Raw genomic sequence first — 21,999 nt, forward strand, 5'->3', positions numbered from 1 at the left:
GTAGAAATAATATATCACAAAAATGCAATAAAATCAAGAGTTTTTTACAACAAAACCGTTAAAAGTTTATTTTTTGTACTTAGCTAAGAAATCATCTGCAAATTCTTGCAATCTATTTCCTTCAATTGCATCTCTCATTCTTTTCATAAGCATTTCATAGAATCTAATATTATGCCATGTTAGAAGCATAACACCCAAGATTTCTCCACACTTAATCAAATGATGCAAATAAGCTCTTGTATATTTTGTACAAAGAGGACAATCACATTCTGGCTCTACAGGAGATAAATCTGTTTTATGCTTAGCATTTTTCATATTTATAGGACCATTAAAAGTAAAAGCTTGCCCTGTTCTACCACTTCTAGAAGGCATAACACAGTCAAACATATCTACACCTCTAAGAACAGCTCCAACCAAATCATCTGGCTTACCAACTCCCATTAAATACCTAGGCTTGTCTTCTGGCAACATGTCCACACAAAAATCAAGAGTAGAAAACATAGCTTCTTGACCTTCTCCAACAGCAAGACCGCCAATAGCATAACCATCAAAACCAATTTCCTTTAGTTTCTCTGCCGATTCACTTCTTAAGTCTTCATATACAGATCCTTGTTGAATACCAAAAACACCATACCCATCTCTATCAACAAAAGCATCTTTACTTCTTTTTGCCCATCTCATTGACATTAACATTGATTCTCTAGCCACATCATGAGTTGCTGGAAAAGGAGTACACTCATCAAAACACATAGTAATATTACTGTCTAATTTATGCTGAATATCCATTGAAACCTCTGGACTCAAGAAATGCTTTGAACCATCAATATGAGATTTAAATGTTACTCCTTCTTCTGTAATTTTACGAAGCTCATTTAAAGACATAACTTGAAACCCACCAGAATCAGTTAAAATAGGCTTATCCCAATTCATCATTTTATGCAGTCCTCCTTGATGAGCTACAGCATCTGCACCAGGTCTTAACATTAAGTGATATGTATTTCCTAATAATATTTCAGCTCCTGTTTCCGCAACAGACTCTGGCATCATACCTTTTACTGTCCCACAAGTTCCTACTGGCATAAAAGCCGGAGTTTGCACATCTCCATGAGCAGTTTTTAAAGTTCCTCTACGAGCCTTACCGTCTTTACATTTTATGTTGTATTTTAAAGTCATTTTTCTTTCCTTATATTTTTTTAAGGAATATACAACGGAATGATAATTTTGTCAAAACAAATCATAAAACTCAATCTCTATATTATCGCCTTACCCCACCACTATCCTTTTATTTTTATCACGATACTCTGTCATTCCCTACCCCCTCTCTGTCATTATCTCGAAAGCGGGAACCCCTCCCTATGCATATCTTAATCCGTCATTCTGAATGGACACACTTGTGTGGTAGTGAAGAATCTCTCTGTGTTACTGGATATAAATCAACATTACACAGGCTCGAAAGGATTCTTCACTTTGTTCAGAATGACTGAGAAAAATTGAGACTGGCGAAAAAAAGCATAAAAAAAAGAGGTTGTTGACCAACCTCTTTTTTCTAACTGTAATACAATTCTATATTAGAATGTATATGTAACTGTTGTTTCGTCAGCACCACAAGAGAATTGTGTTTCTGCTGCAATAAGAGCGCAAGCTTCTTTTTTAGCTGTTTTAGTCATACTAGCAGCATCAGCAGCTACAGTCCAACCTGAAAGAGCAGATGTGATATAGTTGTTAGACACAAGGTCAGCAATTGAGTTACCATTGTCAAATGTATCATCTTCCATAGCATTGTACATTACGATAGCAGCTGAAACTTGAGCAGCTTCGTTCATTAATGTAGATCTTTCAGCTTGTTCTTGACCTTGGTTAAATGCTGTACCACCATAGTAAGCACCCATAAGAGCAGCAACAGCTACTAATGCGATAGCGATAATTGTAATAATTAAGTTTGCCATTTTTTATTTTCCTTTTTTTAAGTTTAAAAATTTTTAGTCTATCACTTGAAGTTCAAATAATAAACCTTCTCCGTTTTCACAACTCTCCCCCATACAAAAGCTTGAAAGCTCCCATCCAGGACAAACTAAGCTAGCGGCCGAAGCCTCACCTAATTTAAGAGCTGCATTTTCTAAACCTTCAGCTGATAAAATAATTTTCTTACCACCATCTGGTCTAGTATTTAATCCTCTGATTCCTCTTAGAGAAGATAAACATACATCTTGCGATACATATTCTTTCTTTTCTCCTCCATCAGTAGAGGCAACAGATTTCAAGGTATTAGATATAAAGACTATTGATATAACAAAAAAAACCAATCCAACTACTAAAGACAAAGCTCCTATAGAGAAAAGTTGTTTTCTGCTTAAGAACTCATCCATAATATCGAAATTAATCTTTTTCACCACATAAGTCCTTATACATTAAAACCTAACCTATTTTTAGTTATAGACTAAAATATTTAATAGTGTCAACAAGTTTTTTTAATTTTTTTTACATTTTCTTTCTTCTAGCAAGACTCTAATAGTTTTTTTGTATATTTTTCAATAGGTTGAAAAAACAACTTTTTTGCTATATTTTGCTCAATAACAGCTCCATCTTTTAAAACGATTGCATAATCTGCTATATTTTTAATCAATTTAAGGTCATGAGAAACAAATATATAAGAAAGCCCTCTATCTTTTTGAATATCATTAAGTAAATTAATAATATCTTCTTGCACACAAACATCTAAAGCTGAGGTAGGTTCATCTAATATTAACAATTCAGGATTTAATATTAAAGCTCTAGCTATTGCTATTCTTTGCCTTTGCCCTCCAGAGAACTCATGCGGATATTTATCCTTCATGGACAGAGGTAATTTCACTTCTCTTAAAACTTTATCTACCTTTTTCTTTCTAGTAGCTTTATTTCCTATTTTATGCACTTTTAAGGGCTCTTCTATTATTTGAGAGATACTCATCCTGGGAGAAAGAGATGAAAAAGGATCTTGAAAAACAACCTGCATTTTTTTTCTTATTTCTCTAAGTCTCTTAGATTTAAGAGAGAAAACATTTTCATTATTAAAATAAGCTTCACCATTAGCAATGGGAACAAGTCTCATAATAGCATTTAATATACTAGTTTTACCAGACCCAGACTCTCCTATAATAGCAAGAGTAGCCCCTTTTGTTAAATTGAAAGAAACACCTTTTACAGCTTTTACTCCATTTTTATACTCTACTGAAAGATTTTTCACTCTTAAAACGGTATCTAAAGACAACTCTTCTTTATTTAAACAGGTTCCTTTACTAGCTTTTATCAACTTCTTTGTATAATCATGTTTTGACTTATTAAATATCTGTTTAGGACTCCCAAATTCGATTAATCTGCCATTATTCATTACAAATATATCATTAGCAAATTTTTCAACCAAATTTAAGTCATGAGTTACTATCAAAATTGATAACCCTGTTCTTTTTTGCAAATCTGATAGCAAGCCTATTATCTCTTTTTGAATTGAAACATCCAAAGCAGTAGTGGGCTCATCCGCTATCAACAAATCTGGAGAACAAGCTATAGCCATAGCAATCATAACTCTTTGCCTTTGCCCTCCTGAAAGCTCATGAGGATAGCTATTATACCTACCTTTATCAATATTAACTAAATCTAAAAGCCTTTCAGTCTCTGTTAAAGCATCTTTCTTATTTTGCACTATATTATGTAAAATTAAAACTTCAGATATTTGCTTACCTATTTTATGCAAAGGATTCAAAGATGTCATTGGCTCCTGAAAAATAAATGATATCTTTTTACCCCTAACATCTTCTAAATCCTCTTCGCTTAAATTTAGGATATCTACCCCATCATAAATAGCTTGCCCTTTTACATTAGCTCCATGCAATAAGTTTAACAAAGAGAGACAAGACACTGATTTACCAGACCCAGACTCTCCCACAAGAGCTGAAACCTTGCCTTTCCTAACATAAAAACTTAAATTTTTTACGGCTTTAAATTCTCCGAAACTAACTTTTAAATTATTTACATCTAGTATTTTCATATTCTTATTTATAAAGCATAGAAATTAAAATTCAAGAAAAAGCTTGACATTAACAATAAATAGGAATATAGTCCTTTACAGAATTAGCAATAAGTGCACCCTTTGTGGTGCATTTTTTTTATTTAAACAACAGAAAGGAAATAAAATGCCTACAATTTTACCAAAAGATGATGATAACAACCCTATTCCAGCTTTAAGACTAAAAGACGGTAAAGCTCACAAGATAATAGCCTCAAGCACCGCGAACAGAAATAGTGTTCCATTTAGCTTTGGAACAAAAGTTATAAGCTTATTCACAACCGAAGACATATATATTGAATTTGGAGATGAAAACATAGTTAGTGACACTAACTCTCATTTTTTCCCAGCAGGAGTATATTATGATTTTGCTATTAACAATTGCAAACAAGCAAAAGACACTCATATATCTGTTTTAAAAGCAGGCACTAATAATGCTAATGTTTATATTTCAGAGAAGGAGTAATAACATGAGCAAATCAAAAGAGGTTGAAATACTAGCAAGAACTCTTTTCGGAGAGGCTCGCGGAGAGGGGTTAAAAGGTTTAGAAGCTGTTGCAAATGTAATCATAAACAGATGCAAAATTTCTAAAGATAAAGAAAAGTTTTGGTGGGGAAATGATTTAATATCAATATGCCAAAAACCTTATCAATTTAGTTGCTGGAACAATGATGATCCTAACAAAGAAAAAATTGAGAAAATTACTCATGAGGACAAAATGTTTTCCACTTGCTTAAGAATTGCAAGGAAAGCTATAGCGGGAGCTATAAAGGATAAAACTCTAGGTTCCACTCACTATCATCATAAAGACATAGAGCCATATTGGGCAAAAGATTTAATACCCGAAACAGAAATAGGCAATCACTTGTTTTATAAACTAGTTTAAAGAGTATTTATACAATTTACCATTGCTACCAATTATGTACATATAATTATTCTCAAAAATTGGAGCTAGTTTTGAAGAGCTTGCGATATTTTTTGAAAAAATAACTTCTCCGTTTAAGGCAGATAAAAACAATACTTTATCATTTAAAGAAGTTAAAACTATATTGTTTTTATAAATAGAGATGCTACTCCAGTCATATTCTATATCAGAGGATAAATCATTTAGATTTACACTCCAGAATAAGCCTCCAGTTTCTGAGGACATAGCCATAAGCTCATTATTAGAGTTTATTAAGAATATATATTTTCCTTTAAAGACTGGAGTACTCTCCGCCTTAATTCTATTACTCCATATTCTACGACCATTAGTTAAATCAATACCTACAGTTTGATTTCCTAAACCAGAAGCAATAAGTTTATCGCTAACCACAACATTTGACGAAGTTATATTACTAATACTATTTATAAAGTTTGTTTTAGAAATAGAGTTTAACTCATCACTAACCTTTTCAATACCATTTTCAGAAGAAAGCACAAAAATCTCTCCTGATGTATATGTAGGAACTATATTATTTTTATAGCTTGTAATTTTAAGCTCTGATATAAAAGATGCATCTTCTGGAGCACCTTTATGTTTCCAAGCTATTACACCATCTTTTTCATTAAGAGCTATAGTTTCATTCTCTCTATTAACAACAAAAACTTTATTATCTTTAACAAATGGAGCACTATTAAAAGGAGCTATTGACTTATATCTCCAAATCATACCACCATTTAACTTAGACAAAGCTAGTAAATCGCCAAAACCTGTAGAGACATAAATTGCATTACCATTTACAAACAAACCACCGCCAGTTATACCTGAAGTATCCTCTCTTTTTCTTGACACTAACACTTCCCAAACTCTCTTGCCACTAACTTTGTTTATACAAGAAACTTTGCCAAAGTCATTTAAGACATAAACATTTTCAGAATCAATAACTGGAGAATAAACTACTTTACTATTTCTAGTGCCTAAATCAACTTTCCACTCTTTTGCCAAATCAGAAAAACTCTTCGGAACTTCTAAATCTATAGAATCTTCTTCAAAATTTGAGTTAACATTATAGCCAGATAAAAGATCTATTCTATTCCCTGTAAGCTTAATTTCATTTTCTGCCTCTCCAAGCCAGACATCTGAACAGGCTTGTAAAAACATTACAAAAAATAAGCTTATTAATAGTTTCAAGTTCATTTATATTTTTCCTTAGTATAAAGTTCTAATTTTTTCAGCTCTACTTCTTATTTCTTCTGGAGCATCATAGTCATTTGATAAAGTAGTAAAAATAGCTTTAGCAATTTCTACATTATCATTTTTAAGCTCTATTAAAGCATTAAGTTCTGATGCCACATAAAAATAAACACTTTCTTTATTTAAAAATCCCTTTATTACTTCATGAGCCTCTTTTAAGTCTGCTCCATCTTGATTAAGAGTATTTTGCACAAAATAAATAGATGCTAAATCTGTATATTCTTTATCAATATCTTTATCATTCATAATATCTTTATATATAGAGTTAGCTTCTTCACTCTTCCCCTCATCAACTAAATCTCCTGCTTTTGCAAAATTAGCAAGCAATTTATGACTTCCCTCTAAGCTCATAAGCTCTGAAGAATTATTATTAACAACTTCTGAAAGAATTTCTGTTTGCTCTTCATTGTGAGATATTTCATAATTACTATATATAACTCTACCTGCTGTAAATAAAACAACAATAATAGCCAAAGCTATAACTTTAGGTGCAAATTTCTTCAACCATTTATTCATCTCTTCATTTTTTAATTCATCATCTACTTCTGTAAATACATCAACCATTATTACTCTCCTTAATTATTTTTATATTTCTTATGCCTAACATTTTATTAATACAAAATCAAGATTTATTATACATGATTCTTTAAAATAAAAACTCTTATAGCACTAGATAAATTTCCACTTTCTTTTAACTCATCGATCTCTGACACCAGTGATTTTATAGATTGAGATCTTGTTTCTGATATTTTCTTAAACTCAGCCCAAAACTCTTCTTCTATAGTAAAACTTGTATTATGACCATTTATATTTATAGATACCTTCTTCATAGCTAAGCAATTATATCTGGAATTGTTTTTGCTTTTAACTTTTTAACCTCTGCTTTAACAATCTTTTTCTGTAATTTTAATTTATGATATGTAATAAAGCAAACATGCTTACAGCTTTTAGTCTCAACAATTTGTTTTTCGACTTCTGAAAGTTTCTCTTCTAATTTCTTAATTTTATCTTCAAGTTTATCATTAGGCATAACTCGCCTCCTATGTTTAATTAGCCTTAGCTGGCATAACTGTAGATATAGCTTGTTTATAAACTAACTGAGTATTATTATCTTTTTGCAAAACGATAGTAGAGTTATCAAATGAAATGATTGTACCATTCAATTTAACTCCATTAACCAAAAAAATAGTTACTGCTTGCTCTTCTTTTTTTATCTTATTTAAAAAGTTAGTTTGAATATCTGCCATATTCTTGCCTCCATTTTTTATTAGTCTATCTATTTTTATAAAACATTTTAAACATTTAGTAAAGATTATTTTCTTGAATTTATTAAATAATTAATTTAGTATTTACAGAAAATGAAATATTAATAAATAAAGGGAGTAAAAAAGATGCCAATATTTGATGTTTTAACAAGGCTAATTGTTGCGACAATATGCGGATTTGCAATTGGTAGTGAAAGACAGATTCATCACAGGACAGCAGGATTAAAAACAAACTCTTTAGTTGCATTAGGAGCATGTGCATTTACATTATTCGACTTCCAAAACTATGCTAAATACGGAACAGATTTAAGAGTATCTGCACAAATAGTATCAGGTATTGGCTTTATTGGTGGAGGAGTTATTTTAAAAGATGGCTTCAACATTAAAGGCTTAACAACAGCAGCCACTCTTTGGTGCTCTGCGGCAGCGGGTATGCTTGTTGGCATGCACTACTTCCTAGAAGCTGGAATAGTATCAATATTTGTTATGACAATTAATACATTATTAAGACCGATTGCTCTTGTTATGGATGGAGTTAATTCTGAAGAATCTGAGTATGTTTTAAGAATGTCATTCGCACCATCATCAGAGAATAAAATTAAAAAGATTTTACTTGCACAAATAGAAAAGCATAAACTAACTGCTAAAGATATAAAAATTGAATGTGAAGGTTCAAGTAAAAAAGAATGTGTTTTAGATGCTGTTATATTATCTAAACAGAGTAAAAAAATTGAAAAAATAACTCACTCTTTAGCTATCGATTCAGATATAAATAGAATTTCTTGGGATGAAATAAAATAAGACTTAAAGCCCTTTATCAACACTTACCGCTAAATCTGTTGCAGATGTAGCCAATATCTTTTTAAGCATTTGAGATGTCTCCCAATTCAAAATATTTAACATTGCATACATTTGTATTTTTTGAGTCTCTAGCTCTTTTTTAGGCATAGAGCTTAAAGAAAAATGCCAAGAAGGATTTAACATAACTTTAGAAAAAAGAAAATCCATAAATTCGTATTTAGAAACATCATCAGGCATTTCTTTTGTATATTCAGTAAAATCATCTCTTCCTGTTTTTTCATTAAGATCTGCAACAAAGTTTTTAATATAAAGACCTAATCCGCCTCCTTTTACATTTGTTCTTAATGCTATTTGTTTGTTCAAACCTGAAAAAGCTAAAGATTTTCTCGCCAACATAGCCAAAGAATCAAATTTATCTACACTAGATTTTGGATTAGCTAGAACAGCATCACTGGAAACATTTTTAGTGTCTTGAGGCCCTACAACCATATTTGCGGTGTTTCTTGCATCTACTAGTTGACTTTCTATTCCACTTTCTTTTGGTTTAGTTACTTGAGATTCATAGCCCTCTTTTTTCTTCTCTATATTCTTATATGTTTTAGGGTAGAATATTGTAGCAGCATTTATAAGCTTATTTTTTATAGGGTCATCCTCATTTTCTTCTAATAAGCTATCTATATTATCTGATAGCATTCTATCTGAAGCTTGAATATTATTCTTCTTATCAGTCATTGTAGAAACAGAACTCTGATTCATTAGACCTGAAAGATATTTTTCTTGTGAATTAGCTTTCTTCCATTTTGAGCTCTCAGCTGTTTTTCTGGTTAAGTTACCATTTAGGTCTGGATTAGGGTTTTCAATTGTATTTTGCTTAGATATTTCTTCTTGTTTAACTTGAATATCAGATATAGCTTTAATACTCTCTAACATTTGAGCATCTGAATCTATTCTTTTATCAAAAGAATCTTGCCACATTTGTTGTTTATCAAATACAGCAGGAATTAAAGATGAAAGTATTTTAGAAGCAACCGTTGTCCCAGCAAAAGACTGAGAGCTAAACATTAGCGCACAACAAAATATAAAAATAAATTTCTTTTTCATAAATAGCATCCCTATAACTTATGGATTATAATTTTATATAATTTTTCTCTTTAAGTAAAGTAAAAAATTAATTTAGTTTAAAAGGATTCTTTGTAGGGTCTTTAAATCTAAATTTTTTCTTGTCTATATTTACATCAAAAGAAACATCTTCTAAAACCATTATAGTTTCCCCTCCATTTAAGTCCACAACTTTCCATTTAAATAATTTATTGTCTTTCTCAGAAAAAGACAATGTAACAACTCCTATATCTTTATTTTCTTTTGACCTTAGAGAAACCTCATAAGATTCTTTATATTCTTTAAAATTACTCACCTCTATATCAGAATCATCTAACAGATTAATTTTATCATTTAAAATAATTCCAGCAGGAGTATAAGACAACGGAGCATTTGTTTGTTGTTTCAAGCTATCATCCCAAAAGAAAATAAAAGAGCCATTAGAAACTATGAAGTTTTGGTTAGGATAAGAGTATTCAAATCTAATTTTACCAGGTTTTTGGATCCAAAACTCTCCTGTAAATATAGAGCCATCTGCATTATATTGCTTAAACATGCCATGTGCTGTTTTCAAAGCATTTAAAGAGTTCTCTGCTTTTTTCACTATTGACAACTCATCTGCTTTTGCCACAGATGAAATCAATAAAAATAATAGTGCTAAAAATGTTTTTTTCATAATATATTATATAGAACACATAAAGTTAATAGTCAACAATTTGTTTTACGGATAATTACAATTATACTCTAATATATTAACAAAGCCTTTGGACTTTGAAGTTTCTATTTCAAAAAAATATTCTTTATTATCTAAAACAATTGACTTTTTAATAGGCAAATGTTCTTTAATAACTTCAGTTCCATTTTTTGCATTAAAACTAACAACCAAAGGCTTTTTAACATCAAACCATGATTCTGGTTTTTTATTTTCATTTATAAAACTATATCCATCTGCGGTTATATCAAAAACACCTTTCTCAAAAGAAACATTGGTATTTTTAACATCCCCTTTATACAAAGGAGTCTTTACAATAAATCTTTTATTTATTGCTTTAGAGCATTTCCTATCTGATTTAAGATCGCTAACAACTCTATCTATTCTACTAAGTTCGACTCCTGCTGTCATTTTATTTTTTACACTTTTGAAAAACTCTAGAAGCTCATCATTTTCTACTAATCTGTTATATTTATCTTGTATAATATTTTTTTCTATATGTAATTTTTCTATATCCTTTTGAAACTGAATTCTTTTCTTTTCCATATTAGAAACAGACTTTACAGCTTCTTGAAGTTCATAATTGCAATAATTTAAATTTCCCTGACTCTTAGCTCTTCCTAAATTAAAAGAGAAGTATAGCATCATCCCTATTATAAAAAGAGTCAAAACTCTTCTATTATTTCTTTTTCTTCTATTTCGTTTGCTGTAATATACCATTTTTTATTAAATCTTCCACTTGTTTTCTTGTTCTATCAGAGTAACCTTCTTGTTTTTCTTCTTTATTTTCTTTTCCAACATTTTTAACCTTAGAAAAAACATTATCAAAATCTATATTCATATTCTTAGGATTCAACTTAACTAAATTTTTTGCTCCTATTTCAACTAACTTAACACTTTTTCCTCTAACCCATTCTGGTCTATACTCATAAACAAAACCAACAACAAATATATAAGACAAGCAAATTAATAAAGATCCTCTCACAATCCCAAACAAAGTCCCTAAAGATCTATCTAGAAACAACCCGTCATTCTTTTTTAAGTGATGAATAATTCTACCAAATATAAAAGATAGAATCACCATAGCCAAAGAAAAAATAGCTAGTATAACCAGAGCATCATAGAAAGCCTTCTTACCTTCAGAAACCTTTATCATATTTTGAATAACTGGAGATAAATAAACTGTTAACACTGTAGCAATTAACCATGAAAGTATAGTAAACAACTCTTTCACAAATCCTCTAAAGAAAGCCATTACAACAGATACTGTCATAATCACACCCACCACTACATCAAAAATCTCTATCACTAAAATCTCCTAACTATTCTTAAATAAAGGTATTAAGTCTCTAATATGACTAATTTCTACAATTTTTATATTTTTGTCAACTATTTTAACACTTTTAGAAGGAATAATTGCATTTTTAAATCCTAACTTTGAAGCCTCTTTTAATCTAGAGTTTAAATTAGATACAGGTCTAACTTCTCCTGTTAGCCCTACTTCCCCTAAAATAATTGTATCTTTATCTATAGGTTTACTAAATGCAGAACTTATAATCGCCGCTGCAATAGATAAATCTGCTCCAGGTTCTGATATTTTCAAACCACCCGCAACATTTAAATAAACATCATTTGCACCAACAACAATTCCAGCTCTTGATTCTAAAACAGCCAAAATTAAACTTAGCCTATTTTTATCCCAACCAACGACTGCTCTAACAGGATTACCATACACAGACTTAGACAACAAAGCTTGAACTTCAACCAACATTGGTCTAGTGCCCTCTACTCCAGCAAAAACCACAGTACCCGGCACATTAAAATCCCTATCAGATAGAAATAGTTTTGATGGGTTAGTTACTTCTAACAATCCTTTATCTGCCATTTCAAAAACTCCGATTTCATCGGATGCTCCAAATCTATTTTTAACAGCTCTTAATATTCTAAATTGATGACCTCTATCTCCTTCAAAATATAAAACAGTGTCCACCATATGCTCTAAAACTCTAGGACCAGCAATCTGACCATCTTTAGTTACATGCCCAACAATTAATAATACTATATTTCTTTTTTTAGCAACTTTAATCAGCTCCGATGCTGATGCTCTAACTTGAGAGACCGTCCCAGGAGCAGAATCTATATTATCAACAAACATAGTTTGTATAGAATCTATTATAGCAACATCTGGACAATCATTTCTATCTAGAGTTTTTATAATATCCCTAACACTATTGGCAGAGCATAGTTCTGCTTTATCTGAAGGGACTCCAACACGAGAAGCTCTCATACGAATTTGATTAACAGATTCCTCTCCAGATATATAAAAACAACTATAACTCTCAGATAGAGTCCCAACTGCCTGTAATAACAATGTTGATTTACCGATTCCCGGATCTCCACCTATCAATATAGCAGAGCCCTCTACAAGACCTCCACCAAGAGCCCTATCCAATTCTGCAATACCAGTTTTCTTTCTAGGAGCTATTTCATTAGCTCCTGAAAAAGAAACTAAATCTAACTCTCTACCTTTTCCTTTTGCTGTCAACCCCTTTGGAGTCTCCGCAATAACTTCTTCTACAATAGTATTCCATTCTCCACAAGCATCACATTTACCACTCCATTTTGCATAAACGGAGCCACATGATTGACAGACAAATTGCACTTTATTCTTAGCCATGATTTAGTTATATATTATTTTATAAAATTTTGAAAGTTAAAATTTAAAATAGATTGTAAATTAATTTTATGTCCATTGTCTTTAAGCAAAAACCCCAGCCTAAAGCTAGGGTTTTTACAATCATATAAAGTTACTTTAATTTATTTTAACTCTTGACGAGCTCTTTCTAAATCTTCTAGAGTATCAACACCAAGAGGTCTTTCATCTACAATCCCTATTTGCATAGACATACCCATACCTAAAGCTCTTAATTGCTCTAACTTTTCTCTTTTTTCCAACTCACCCTGTGGAGATGCAACAAAACTTGCTAAAGCTTCTCTTGTATAAGCATAAAGCCCAATATGATGGATATACTTACCTTCAAAACCTGTATTTGATGGAGCAACATTTCTAGAAAAATATAGAGCTCTACCAGTATCTTCTCCCTCTTTTATTTCAGCAATTGCTTTTACATTTCCAGGATTTTCAATATCCTCTTGACTCACAAAGTAAGAACCTAGAGTTGTCATATCACAACCAGAGTTTTGTAATAAATCAAAAGCTTTTTTTACATTTTCTGGATTTACTGTTGGTTCATCCCCTTGTAAATTGATAATAGAATCATACTTACCTTCTGGATCAAATTTTTGTAATGCCGCAAAAATTCTATCTGAACCTGATGGCAATTCAGGATCTGTTAAAACAGCTTTACCACCTGCAGCTTCTATAACATCTACTATTCTTTGATCATCACAGGCAACGAGAACTTCTGCAAAATCTGCCTCCATAGCTCTATCATATACATGCTCCACCAAAGTTTTACCATTTATATCAGCCAAAGGTTTATTTGGTAACCTAGTTGAAGGCATTCTTGATGGAATTATTATTATTGGATTATTTACTGTCATTTTTATTTCCTTATATTAGTTAAGTATTATATAAAAGTATTTATACAAAAAAAGATTAAAAATTTCAAGATAATTATTTATATAAAAATTTATACTTAAGTAGAGTTTCAACTAATTTTAGTTAAATATTTTATAAATTAATTTTGAGTGTATAGTACAAAGTAGTATTTGAACGATAAATTAATCATATATTTCCCATATAAACAACTAATTTAGAGTTTTTCAAACATCCAATTTATTACACTCTCGCCTCTAGACAACTTATACTTTATTACAATCTGTTTTGTTTGTTGAGGAGATTTATCTTTTCCAAAATATATACTATTTTCTATTGAAATATTCTCTTCTGATGTTTTAAACAACCAGCCAGAACTTTTACCAACTTTTAGCATTAGATGTCTTTTATTATTGGTATGAGAAATGGATACACTTGGGTGCAAATGAAATCGAATCACAACAGCATTTTTAACATTATTATTTATTACATCTCTTCCCATTATTGTTTTACCATCATTAGACAATAATATCTTTCTTGACAGTTTAGCTTTACAATTTTTTTCATAACCATTGTTTTTAATAGTTATAGACTTACTATTTTTATTAACTCTTCTTGTAACAATTGAGCTTGATGATTTATTATCTTTTTTCCCTATACAAACAACACTATGAGCATCTGTTTCTTGAAGAGCTCTTTTCCAATTTTCTTTGTAAATACAAGCTCCACAATTCACAACTATTCTTTTTTTATCATATTGCATTTCAAAAGAGCCTACACCAAAATGTCTACTATCTTTTTCTTCTGTAGAAGTTGAAATCAATATATTAGTTTTATCTCCTTGCAATTTTTCATATCCTGAAATCGGGAAAGAATCCAAAGTTTTAACTCTGAAATTCAACTTAGAGAACACATCGCTTATTTTATCTAACTCATATTCAAAGCTATCATTGAAAACAGGAAGCTCTCCATCTTTATAAATAACAGATTTTAGGAATTTAGTTATTGCTCTAATATATAAATCCAAAAACTTAGGAGATCCATACTTCGAGCTTTTTAATACATAATCAATCTCAACCAAAGACCTAAGAGTCTTAAATGTTAAAAATATATTTCTCGATTTATGACAACCTTCTTCTAAAATTTGTTTATGCAAACTTTTTTCTAAAAGAGGTAAAATCTCTTTAACTCTTTCTTTTTGCTTAGGTATATATATATAAGAAAAAAGCAAGCCTTTCAAACCTTGCAAAAAATTATAACCATCGATTTCTTTGCAGTTTTTAATTTGCTTTCTTAAAAATTCTTGTTGTTTATGCATAGAATTAAAAAGCATATGCTTAAACTCGCGGCTGGCACTTCGCCCATAAAAATTATAGTTACTTATTAAGAAAAATAATCTTTTCCCTATAAGTTGGCTTTGCCAATTCATTTCATTGCAAGTTGAGTTTTCTTTTATCCAATCATTTATCAGTTTTCTAGCACACAACCTAGCATCATTAGAGCCTACTTCTTGCAAATCTCTTAACCATGCAAAAGAATTTATTTGCATATCCCAAAGATTGTTGTTTTCTTTTGAAGCCTTGAACATTTTCTTAAAACTATTAACTGTAATATTTTGCCCACCATAATCAAACTGTTTAGTTAATATTATCTTTAAGCCTTTTTCAATAGTTCCTTTTCTCTTATAACAAATAATATTGTTAAGCCTATCAAAATTAGGCTTACCTAAAAGAAAATAATACAAACGAGATTTAAGAAACCAAGCTGATTTTTTTTTACATTCCGTCATCTTATCCTCTTAGAACCTTGATAGCTTTTTTATAACTTTTAGATTTAAAAACAAAACTTCCAGCAACGAGAATATCTACACCAGCTTTTTTTGCTTTTACAGCTGTTTTATCATTTATTCCTCCATCAATAGATATCTCTAAATCCATACCCTTTGATAGTTTTTTTAGCTCTTTTATTTTTTTATCTTGAGGAATATACTTTTGCCCTCCGAACCCAGGTTCAACAGACATAACTAAAACTAAATCAATATCTTTTAAATATCTCTTTATTTTAGATACTGGAGTATCAGGCTTTAATGCAATACCAACCTTTACACCTTCTGACTTAATAGCTTTAATAAGCTTAGCTGGAGATTTTGTATTTTCAATATGAAAAGTAATTATATCTACTCCTGCATTAACAAATGACTGATAATATTTATCAACATTTTCTATCATTAAATGCACATCAAAAACTTTATTTGTATAAGATCTAACAGCCGAGATAATTGGAGCTCCGAAAGATATATTTGGTACAAAATTTCCATCCATAACATCTAAGTGAATATAATCTGCTCCAGCTTTATCAATTGCTTTTATTTCTTTTTTTAGATTTGCAAAATCAGCTGATAATATTGACGGTGATATTTTTGTCATAACTAATTACTTTCTTATTTTTTATACACTTAACTCGTTGAAGATTATAAAACTATATTAATATTGATGGTTTCCATAATTCTATTCCTCTTCAATCATATCGAATTGAGCAGATACATTAACTTTTGGTTTTAGACCTAAATATTTATATCCCTTTTCAGAAATAACTCTTCCCCTTGGAGTTCTTTGAATAAGACCTTGTTGCATTAAGTAAGGCTCTATTACATCCTCAACCATATCTCTTTGCTCTGCTAGAACAGCAGATATTGTTTCAACACCAACAGGACCTCCTCCATAGTTTTCAACAATACAAGTTAAATACCTTCTATCCATACTATCAAGCCCCATACTATCAACATCTAATCTTGATAAAGACTCATCTGCTATTTTTGCATCTATAATATGATGATTTTTTACTGTAGCAAAATCTCTAACTCTTCTTAAAAGCCTATTTGCAACTCTAGGAGTTCCTCTTGATCTTTTAGCAACTTCCAAAGCACCTTCTTCATTTATATTAGCTCCCATAATCTTAGCGGCTCTCATAATAATTTTAGTCAGCTCTTTAGGAGTATAAAAATTCATTCTCAAAGGAATACCAAATCTATCTCTCAAAGGAGTAGTTAATAATCCCAATCTAGTAGTCGCTCCAACTAAAGTAAATTTAGGCAAATCAATTTTCACAGACCTTGCTGAAGGACCTTCTCCAATTATTAAATCCAGTTGAAAATCCTCCATAGCTGGATATAATATTTCTTCCACAGCTGGATTTAGCCTGTGTATTTCATCAATAAATAAAACATCATTAGGCTCTAAATTTGTCAAGATTGCAGCTAAATCTCCAGACTTTGCTATTACTGGACCTGATGTAGAACGAAAACCTACACCTAATTCATGAGACACAATTTGAGATAAAGTCGTTTTCCCTAACCCTGGAGGTCCATATAAAAGAACATGGTCAAGAGCTTCACCTCTATCTAAAGCAGATTTTATAAAAATATCTAAATTTGCTTTAGTTTGTTCTTGTCCTGTAAAATCTTTTAATTTAGACGGTCTTATATGACTTTCTATATAATCTTCTGACTTTTTATCAGCATCAGTTATTTTGTATTCTTGTTCCATAGCTATATTATTAAATGGAAAGCTTCAGAAAATCAAGTAATATTATATAATAGCTTAATAAAAAATGAGCTTCTTTATTTTAGAAGCTCATTTTTAAAATTAAGGCATATTTTTTAGTGTTGGACTTGAACCTGTCAAATTCCAAATTGAGCTATCCCAAGCTCCATAATTAGCTCCACCTTGAATAGAAGATATATTAGATGAAGAGCATGAAGTTGGTGTAGATTCATTGATATATTCACAATATCCGCTCTCATTATCCATATTAATACCACTACTACTTATTCTTCCAATTAGCCCCCCAATATATGAAGGCCCTGAAGGAGCAACAGACCAATTTGCATAACTATTTGTTATATCAGAATCTGAAGAAGCATAACCAACTAAACCTCCAATTCTTGAATCTGAGCCTTTAACTTCTCCTGTAGCATAACAATTAGTTATAGTTGCATTTGAATAGCCAATCAAACCCCCAACATATTTAGCACCACTTTTAACATTTCCAGTTGCATAGCAGTTTTTAATTATTGCACTATCCTTAGCATAACCAATTAAACCTCCATTACCTTCATCATTAGAAGAATCTACATTACCTGTTGCATAACTTTTTTCTACAGTTGTATTACCACCATCTCCATCACTTATGTAACCAATCAAGCCTCCAACATAATCATTTGAAGATTCCACATTACCTGTTGCATAACATCTTTTAACATGAACAGTTATATCTGGGCTAGAGGATTGTCTACCAACAAGACCTCCTGTATATTTATATCCATCTACAGATCCAGTTGCATAACTATCCTCAACTTTACCTTTTAAATAACCAACAAGTCCTCCAGCGGTATAATGATCACTCTCTATATCTGAACTAGAGCTTGAGTTTTGTATTAAAGATCTGAAAAGACTTCCTGCTATACCACCAACATAATTATTTTCTGCATAGATATCCCCAGAGTTAACTGTTGCAAAAAGTATTTCTGTCTGGTACTCACCTTCTTTAACTGCTTTACCGACCAAGCCTCCTACATAATTATAACCTTTTATACTATTAACATTTATTGTAATATCTTGGAATATAACATCTTCTGCATAACCAGCTAGAGCTCCTATGTATTCTCCAGAAACATTTCCTGATTGTTGAGCATCAATAATAACATTATTAAGAGTTAACTCTTCAACAAAAACTCCACTAGTATAACCAATTAGCCCTTGATATGGAGCTTTTCTATTTATGTATAAATTAGAAATTGTTTTATTATTTCCTTCTATATCACTCCTAAATGGATTACTTTCTGTTCCCATAGGTATCCAACCATTTGCATCTCCTGCATCTCCAATTACTCCAGAGCTATCCCAATCAACAGAATCAGGCGATCCAAAATCAACATTAGCTGTAAGCTTATAAGTCTCACCATTACCTAATGATATAGGATCATTTGAAAATTTAGATAAACATAAAAGTTGTTTTTTAGCCAAATCTGCATTACCTGCTAAACCACCAATTAAGTATACATCATATGCAAAAGGTCCAGAACCCTCTGTAATTTTATCTAAATTATTTAAAAATGTATTTACATCACAAGCAAATGGAACTTCTGGCAAATTACTTGACACATTTCCTGAATTTTCCCATTCTAGTTTTGGTGAAATATCTTCAAGCCTTTCCCAAATACTATCATTCCAAGAAGTTTTTATAATTTTAGCATCATCAACACTACAAGAAACGGGTGATGGTGATGCGATACCTGAGCATTTATTTTGAATATTACTTATAACTGTTGTTCCATTAGTTCCTGCTTCTTTAGCTCCAATTAAACCACCAACATAAGATGTTGATGACGAACTAACAGAAGGAGATGAAGACCAAGCCGCATAACTATTTTTTATCTGAACATTACTTGAGGCATATCCTTTAAATTGTGTAGCCCCTATCAACCCACCTGCATAAGCAGCACCACTTGACTTACCAATTGATGACACTGAACCCTTCGCATAACTAGATTCCACTATCGCTCCACTTAAAACTCTAGCAACTAATCCGCCAGCATAAGAATCAACTAAAGAGCTTTCAGCCTTAACATTACCTGTTGCATAAGAATCTAATATTTTTGTACTACCATTAAGCAATCCAACAAGACCACCCGCTAATGGGTTAACATTATCAGAACTTTGGAAAGCTCCTTCAAATTTTGATGTAACTGCTCCTGTAGCATAACTTGATGAAATTGTTTTGTTTGATGAGTCTAAACGACCAACTAATCCACCAGCCGTAGTAACAAAGAAAACATCTGTCCCAGGATCATCATATGTTTGTTTATTATCAGACAAAACACTACCTGTAGCATAAGAATTTGATATATTTGAACCAGATGTTCCCACTAAACCACCTACATCATTAGTTCCGATTACATCTCCAGTTGCATAGCAATTATTAATATCCCCAGATGAAGAGCCAACAAGACCACCAGCTTGATGTTCACTTTCCACATTTCCTGTAGCATAACTTGATGAAATAGTAGTATTAATTTCCACATATCCTATCAAACCGCCTGCATAAACCTCTGCTTTAACAGAACCTTTTGCATAGCAACCATTAACATCTGAAGAGAAAGCTCTTCCTATTAAACCACCCGCATCATGAGAGGCTCTTTTATCATTTTCATCATAAGGGTTAACATACTCTACTAAATTTGCTGTAGAAAAACTATTCAATATATTTGAATTATTTATTTCTCCTAAAAGCCCTCCAGATCTAGAATTACCTGCCTTAATTTGCCCAGACGATGAACAAGTTTCAATACTTGTATTATTTGCATATCCAACCAAAGCACCGACCATTCTATACCCTGAAATATTTGCATTAGAAATTTCTAAGTTCCTTACAAGTGCTCCATCAGTCTTACCAAAGAAACCTTGGCTTTCAGATGATCTATTTATATAAAGATTCTTTATAGAATACTCTTTACCATAAAATTCTCCAGAGAAAGCAGAAGAGCCTCCTCCTGGAGCCATCCCAAGAGCATAACTATTAGCTATAGAGAAGAAATCTTTTATCTTTTTTGCTGTTATTTTTAAAGAGTTATTAGTTTTTGAAGAGATTGCTACTTCATCAGAACCTATAGGCATCCAGCCATTTTCATCTCCATCATCTCCAATCACTCCAGAGCCATTCCAATCAACATTTGAGAAATTTGAATCGAAAGTAATATCATTTGTTAGTTCAAAAGCACCACTTAATATGAAAGAGCCCAATGCAGAATCTTTTTGATTTTTAGATATATGTAATAAATCATCTACACTAGATAAAAGATAAACATTTCCAGTTGCATTACAGTAAATAGTATGACCATCTTTATCAATAGGATTGTTACAATTTCCAGCCAACTGAACATTTATTGATGCTGTATCTTTTTGCTCTCCTCCTAAAGAAGCTTGAATTTCAAAAACATCTTTTGACAAAGGAGCACTTACTTTAGTAATAACCATATTTCTGTTCGCACCAGAACCTGTAAATTCAACTTTACTTATAAAACTACTTGGATTAATTGTTGAAGACATAACAACATCATCAACATTAGCATTACCTGTTAGATTAATAGTGAAAGGAACTGTTATTTCCCCCTCCCAAGATACACTATTAAATTTAGCCACATCATTGATAGCTAAATCAATTTTTACTTCTTCATTTCCACTTTCTCCTGAAGAACCTTCACAAAATGGAGCATTTACACAAGGAGCATTAAGCAACCCTGTTAATGTATGAAAATAGTAAAACTCCTTAGCTTTTGCATCTTTTATAAATGAAAAGAAAGTTAGTGTTAAACAAAAAAATGATATTATTTTTTTCATATTATAGCTCCTTATTATGATAGAATATAGCCACAATTTAGAAATAAATTTACTTTTTGTCAAGCTTAATTCATTATTTTTTTATAATCATGCCATAAGCCCTGTCGCCAATTTCATTCACAATTCTCACCTATACCTCTTCGGCATTCTGAGCGAACACACTTGTGTGGAAGTTGAAGAATCTCACTGTGTTACTGGATGTAAATTAATATTACACAAGCATGAAAAGATTCTTCGTTACACTCAGAATGACGATATAATAAAATAGCATGGTGAAAAGATTCTTCACTTTGTTCAAAATGATATAGAAAAGAAAAATAGATTTTAAGAAATTTTAGATTATGAAAAAGCCCCCGTGTAGTACATATAAAAACTAAAAAAGGAAAGAATAGATTTTAAATTAATTTAGATGAAAGTTAAACCCCCTTGCTATACATTTAAGTATTGCAATGGGGGTTTAATCTTTTAAAATAAATTAAGATTAAAATCTATTTTTCTCTTGGAGTAATCATTGCTTTGAATTCAGCCTGAGAAGCAACTTTACCATCAACTTTAGCTACACCAGCAAAGCTCCATACAGGACCTTTTTGAGCTACTTTCTCAATATGGAACTCAACAGTATCACCTGGAGTAATAGGTTTTCTAAATTTAACTTTATCAATTGACATAAAGTAAACAAGGTTATCTTGCTCACCCTCATCTTCTAGAAGAGTCATAACATAAACAGCAGCTGTTTGAGCCATTGCTTCAACTGTTAAAACACCTGGAAAAATTGGAGCTCCAGGGAAATGCCCTTGGAAAATTCCTTCATTCATTGTTACATTTTTTCTACCAATGCAACCATTCTCATTAATTTCAGTTATTCTATCAACAAGTAACATAGGATATCTATGTGGTATCTTTTTCATAATTTCTACAATATCAATTTGTCTATTTTCTAATGTCATT

23 protein-coding genes are annotated in these 21,999 nt (G+C 31.3%); 3 read left to right on the top strand and 20 right to left on the bottom strand.

Going from position 1 to position 21,999, the window contains the following annotated elements:
• Positions 1 to 66 precede the first annotated feature (66 nt).
• The 4 genes from tgt to OIF36_00975 form a co-directional block, all read right to left on the bottom strand.
• Positions 67 to 1,173: a tRNA guanosine(34) transglycosylase Tgt gene (gene tgt, locus OIF36_00960; GenBank protein MCV6599040.1), complete on the bottom strand. Its 1,107-nt coding sequence runs from the start codon at positions 1,171 to 1,173 to the stop codon at positions 67 to 69.
• A 395-nt stretch (positions 1,174 to 1,568) separates the two neighbouring features.
• A complete protein-coding gene (locus OIF36_00965) occupies positions 1,569 to 1,946 on the bottom strand; it encodes a hypothetical protein (GenBank protein ID MCV6599041.1) in 378 nt (125 codons plus the stop codon).
• Positions 1,947 to 1,979: 33 nt separating this feature from the next.
• A complete protein-coding gene (locus OIF36_00970; protein ID MCV6599042.1) occupies positions 1,980 to 2,390 on the bottom strand; it encodes a hypothetical protein in 411 nt (136 codons plus the stop codon).
• A 104-nt stretch (positions 2,391 to 2,494) separates the two neighbouring features.
• The gene (locus tag OIF36_00975) at positions 2,495 to 4,024 is read right to left on the bottom strand and encodes a dipeptide ABC transporter ATP-binding protein (GenBank protein ID MCV6599043.1); all 1,530 of its coding nucleotides are present in this window, start codon (positions 4,022 to 4,024) and stop codon (positions 2,495 to 2,497) included.
• A gap of 145 nt (positions 4,025 to 4,169) precedes the next feature.
• Between OIF36_00975 and OIF36_00980 the strand changes: the two genes are divergently transcribed.
• Both OIF36_00980 and OIF36_00985 read left to right on the top strand, forming a co-directional pair.
• Positions 4,170 to 4,508, top strand: a complete 339-nt coding sequence (locus OIF36_00980) for a hypothetical protein (protein MCV6599044.1) — start codon at positions 4,170 to 4,172, stop codon at positions 4,506 to 4,508.
• 4 nt (positions 4,509 to 4,512) lie between these two features.
• Positions 4,513 to 4,929, top strand: a complete 417-nt coding sequence (locus tag OIF36_00985) for a cell wall hydrolase (protein MCV6599045.1) — start codon at positions 4,513 to 4,515, stop codon at positions 4,927 to 4,929.
• Here the strand turns inward: OIF36_00985 and OIF36_00990 are convergent.
• The 5 genes from OIF36_00990 to hfq form a co-directional block, all read right to left on the bottom strand.
• A complete protein-coding gene (locus OIF36_00990; protein ID MCV6599046.1) occupies positions 4,921 to 6,162 on the bottom strand; it encodes a PQQ-like beta-propeller repeat protein in 1,242 nt (413 codons plus the stop codon). The two genes, OIF36_00985 and OIF36_00990, sit on opposite strands and share 9 nt — an antisense overlap.
• Positions 6,163 to 6,174: 12 nt before the next feature.
• The gene (locus OIF36_00995) at positions 6,175 to 6,783 is read right to left on the bottom strand and encodes a hypothetical protein (GenBank protein MCV6599047.1); all 609 of its coding nucleotides are present in this window, start codon (positions 6,781 to 6,783) and stop codon (positions 6,175 to 6,177) included.
• A gap of 68 nt (positions 6,784 to 6,851) precedes the next feature.
• Positions 6,852 to 7,049 carry a ribbon-helix-helix domain-containing protein gene (locus OIF36_01000; GenBank protein ID MCV6599048.1) on the bottom strand — a complete coding sequence of 66 codons (198 nt, stop codon included), beginning with the start codon at positions 7,047 to 7,049 and terminating at the stop codon, positions 6,852 to 6,854.
• A gap of 2 nt (positions 7,050 to 7,051) precedes the next feature.
• Positions 7,052 to 7,249 carry a hypothetical protein gene (locus OIF36_01005; GenBank protein MCV6599049.1) on the bottom strand — a complete coding sequence of 66 codons (198 nt, stop codon included), beginning with the start codon at positions 7,247 to 7,249 and terminating at the stop codon, positions 7,052 to 7,054.
• Positions 7,250 to 7,265: 16 nt separating this feature from the next.
• Positions 7,266 to 7,466 carry an RNA chaperone Hfq gene (gene hfq / locus OIF36_01010; protein MCV6599050.1) on the bottom strand — a complete coding sequence of 67 codons (201 nt, stop codon included), beginning with the start codon at positions 7,464 to 7,466 and terminating at the stop codon, positions 7,266 to 7,268.
• A 144-nt stretch (positions 7,467 to 7,610) separates the two neighbouring features.
• On the opposite strand from hfq, the gene OIF36_01015 reads away from it, so the two are divergent.
• Positions 7,611 to 8,285: an MgtC/SapB family protein gene (locus OIF36_01015; protein MCV6599051.1), complete on the top strand. Its 675-nt coding sequence runs from the start codon at positions 7,611 to 7,613 to the stop codon at positions 8,283 to 8,285.
• 3 nt (positions 8,286 to 8,288) lie between these two features.
• On the opposite strand, the gene OIF36_01020 is transcribed toward OIF36_01015, so the two are convergent.
• The 11 genes from OIF36_01020 to fabZ form a co-directional block, all read right to left on the bottom strand.
• Positions 8,289 to 9,347, bottom strand: a complete 1,059-nt coding sequence (locus OIF36_01020) for a hypothetical protein (protein ID MCV6599052.1) — start codon at positions 9,345 to 9,347, stop codon at positions 8,289 to 8,291.
• A gap of 106 nt (positions 9,348 to 9,453) precedes the next feature.
• The gene (locus OIF36_01025; GenBank protein ID MCV6599053.1) at positions 9,454 to 10,059 is read right to left on the bottom strand and encodes an outer membrane lipoprotein carrier protein LolA; all 606 of its coding nucleotides are present in this window, start codon (positions 10,057 to 10,059) and stop codon (positions 9,454 to 9,456) included.
• 45 nt (positions 10,060 to 10,104) lie between these two features.
• Positions 10,105 to 10,815: a hypothetical protein gene (locus OIF36_01030; protein ID MCV6599054.1), complete on the bottom strand. Its 711-nt coding sequence runs from the start codon at positions 10,813 to 10,815 to the stop codon at positions 10,105 to 10,107.
• Complete coding sequence (locus OIF36_01035) at positions 10,790 to 11,404, bottom strand: CvpA family protein (GenBank protein ID MCV6599055.1); 615 nt, start codon at positions 11,402 to 11,404, stop codon at positions 10,790 to 10,792. Before OIF36_01035 ends, OIF36_01030 begins: the two co-directional genes overlap by 26 nt.
• Before the next feature lie 9 nt (positions 11,405 to 11,413).
• Complete coding sequence (radA, locus tag OIF36_01040) at positions 11,414 to 12,772, bottom strand: DNA repair protein RadA (GenBank protein ID MCV6599056.1); 1,359 nt, start codon at positions 12,770 to 12,772, stop codon at positions 11,414 to 11,416.
• A gap of 140 nt (positions 12,773 to 12,912) precedes the next feature.
• Entirely contained in the window at positions 12,913 to 13,659 is a 747-nt protein-coding gene (locus OIF36_01045) for a 3-deoxy-manno-octulosonate cytidylyltransferase (protein MCV6599057.1), read from the bottom strand.
• A gap of 212 nt (positions 13,660 to 13,871) precedes the next feature.
• Positions 13,872 to 15,443, bottom strand: a complete 1,572-nt coding sequence (locus tag OIF36_01050) for a heparinase II/III family protein (GenBank protein ID MCV6599058.1) — start codon at positions 15,441 to 15,443, stop codon at positions 13,872 to 13,874.
• Between the two features lies 1 nt (position 15,444).
• Positions 15,445 to 16,080: a ribulose-phosphate 3-epimerase gene (gene rpe / locus OIF36_01055; GenBank protein ID MCV6599059.1), complete on the bottom strand. Its 636-nt coding sequence runs from the start codon at positions 16,078 to 16,080 to the stop codon at positions 15,445 to 15,447.
• A gap of 81 nt (positions 16,081 to 16,161) precedes the next feature.
• Positions 16,162 to 17,199: a Holliday junction branch migration DNA helicase RuvB gene (gene ruvB, locus OIF36_01060; protein ID MCV6599060.1), complete on the bottom strand. Its 1,038-nt coding sequence runs from the start codon at positions 17,197 to 17,199 to the stop codon at positions 16,162 to 16,164.
• Between the two features lie 99 nt (positions 17,200 to 17,298).
• Positions 17,299 to 21,051, bottom strand: a complete 3,753-nt coding sequence (locus OIF36_01065; protein MCV6599061.1) for a hypothetical protein — start codon at positions 21,049 to 21,051, stop codon at positions 17,299 to 17,301.
• 488 nt (positions 21,052 to 21,539) lie between these two features.
• Positions 21,540 to 21,998: a 3-hydroxyacyl-ACP dehydratase FabZ gene (gene fabZ, locus OIF36_01070; GenBank protein MCV6599062.1), complete on the bottom strand. Its 459-nt coding sequence runs from the start codon at positions 21,996 to 21,998 to the stop codon at positions 21,540 to 21,542.
• Position 21,999: the final 1 nt, after the last annotated feature.

The sequence above is a fragment of the Alphaproteobacteria bacterium genome (assembly GCA_025800285.1).
GTDB lineage: Bacteria > Pseudomonadota > Alphaproteobacteria > JAOXRX01 > JAOXRX01 > JAOXRX01.

Coding starts and splice junctions, on each gene's coding strand:
- tgt (MCV6599040.1), bottom strand. CDS start 1,173: ATGACTTTAAAATACAACATAAAATGTAAAGACGGTAAGGCTCGTAGA.
- OIF36_00965 (MCV6599041.1), bottom strand. CDS start 1,946: ATGGCAAACTTAATTATTACAATTATCGCTATCGCATTAGTAGCTGTT.
- OIF36_00975 (MCV6599043.1), bottom strand. CDS start 4,024: ATGAAAATACTAGATGTAAATAATTTAAAAGTTAGTTTCGGAGAATTT.
- OIF36_00980 (MCV6599044.1), top strand. CDS start 4,170: ATGCCTACAATTTTACCAAAAGATGATGATAACAACCCTATTCCAGCT.
- OIF36_00985 (MCV6599045.1), top strand. CDS start 4,513: ATGAGCAAATCAAAAGAGGTTGAAATACTAGCAAGAACTCTTTTCGGA.
- OIF36_00990 (MCV6599046.1), bottom strand. CDS start 6,162: ATGAACTTGAAACTATTAATAAGCTTATTTTTTGTAATGTTTTTACAA.
- OIF36_00995 (MCV6599047.1), bottom strand. CDS start 6,783: ATGGTTGATGTATTTACAGAAGTAGATGATGAATTAAAAAATGAAGAG.
- OIF36_01000 (MCV6599048.1), bottom strand. CDS start 7,049: ATGAAGAAGGTATCTATAAATATAAATGGTCATAATACAAGTTTTACT.
- OIF36_01005 (MCV6599049.1), bottom strand. CDS start 7,249: ATGCCTAATGATAAACTTGAAGATAAAATTAAGAAATTAGAAGAGAAA.
- hfq (MCV6599050.1), bottom strand. CDS start 7,466: ATGGCAGATATTCAAACTAACTTTTTAAATAAGATAAAAAAAGAAGAG.
- OIF36_01015 (MCV6599051.1), top strand. CDS start 7,611: ATGCCAATATTTGATGTTTTAACAAGGCTAATTGTTGCGACAATATGC.
- OIF36_01020 (MCV6599052.1), bottom strand. CDS start 9,347: ATGTTTAGCTCTCAGTCTTTTGCTGGGACAACGGTTGCTTCTAAAATA.
- OIF36_01025 (MCV6599053.1), bottom strand. CDS start 10,059: ATGAAAAAAACATTTTTAGCACTATTATTTTTATTGATTTCATCTGTG.
- OIF36_01030 (MCV6599054.1), bottom strand. CDS start 10,815: ATGGTATATTACAGCAAACGAAATAGAAGAAAAAGAAATAATAGAAGA.
- radA (MCV6599056.1), bottom strand. CDS start 12,772: ATGGCTAAGAATAAAGTGCAATTTGTCTGTCAATCATGTGGCTCCGTT.
- OIF36_01045 (MCV6599057.1), bottom strand. CDS start 13,659: ATGACAGTAAATAATCCAATAATAATAATTCCATCAAGAATGCCTTCA.
- OIF36_01050 (MCV6599058.1), bottom strand. CDS start 15,443: ATGACGGAATGTAAAAAAAAATCAGCTTGGTTTCTTAAATCTCGTTTG.
- rpe (MCV6599059.1), bottom strand. CDS start 16,080: ATGACAAAAATATCACCGTCAATATTATCAGCTGATTTTGCAAATCTA.
- ruvB (MCV6599060.1), bottom strand. CDS start 17,199: ATGGAACAAGAATACAAAATAACTGATGCTGATAAAAAGTCAGAAGAT.
- OIF36_01065 (MCV6599061.1), bottom strand. CDS start 21,051: ATGAAAAAAATAATATCATTTTTTTGTTTAACACTAACTTTCTTTTCA.
- fabZ (MCV6599062.1), bottom strand. CDS start 21,998: ATGACATTAGAAAATAGACAAATTGATATTGTAGAAATTATGAAAAAG.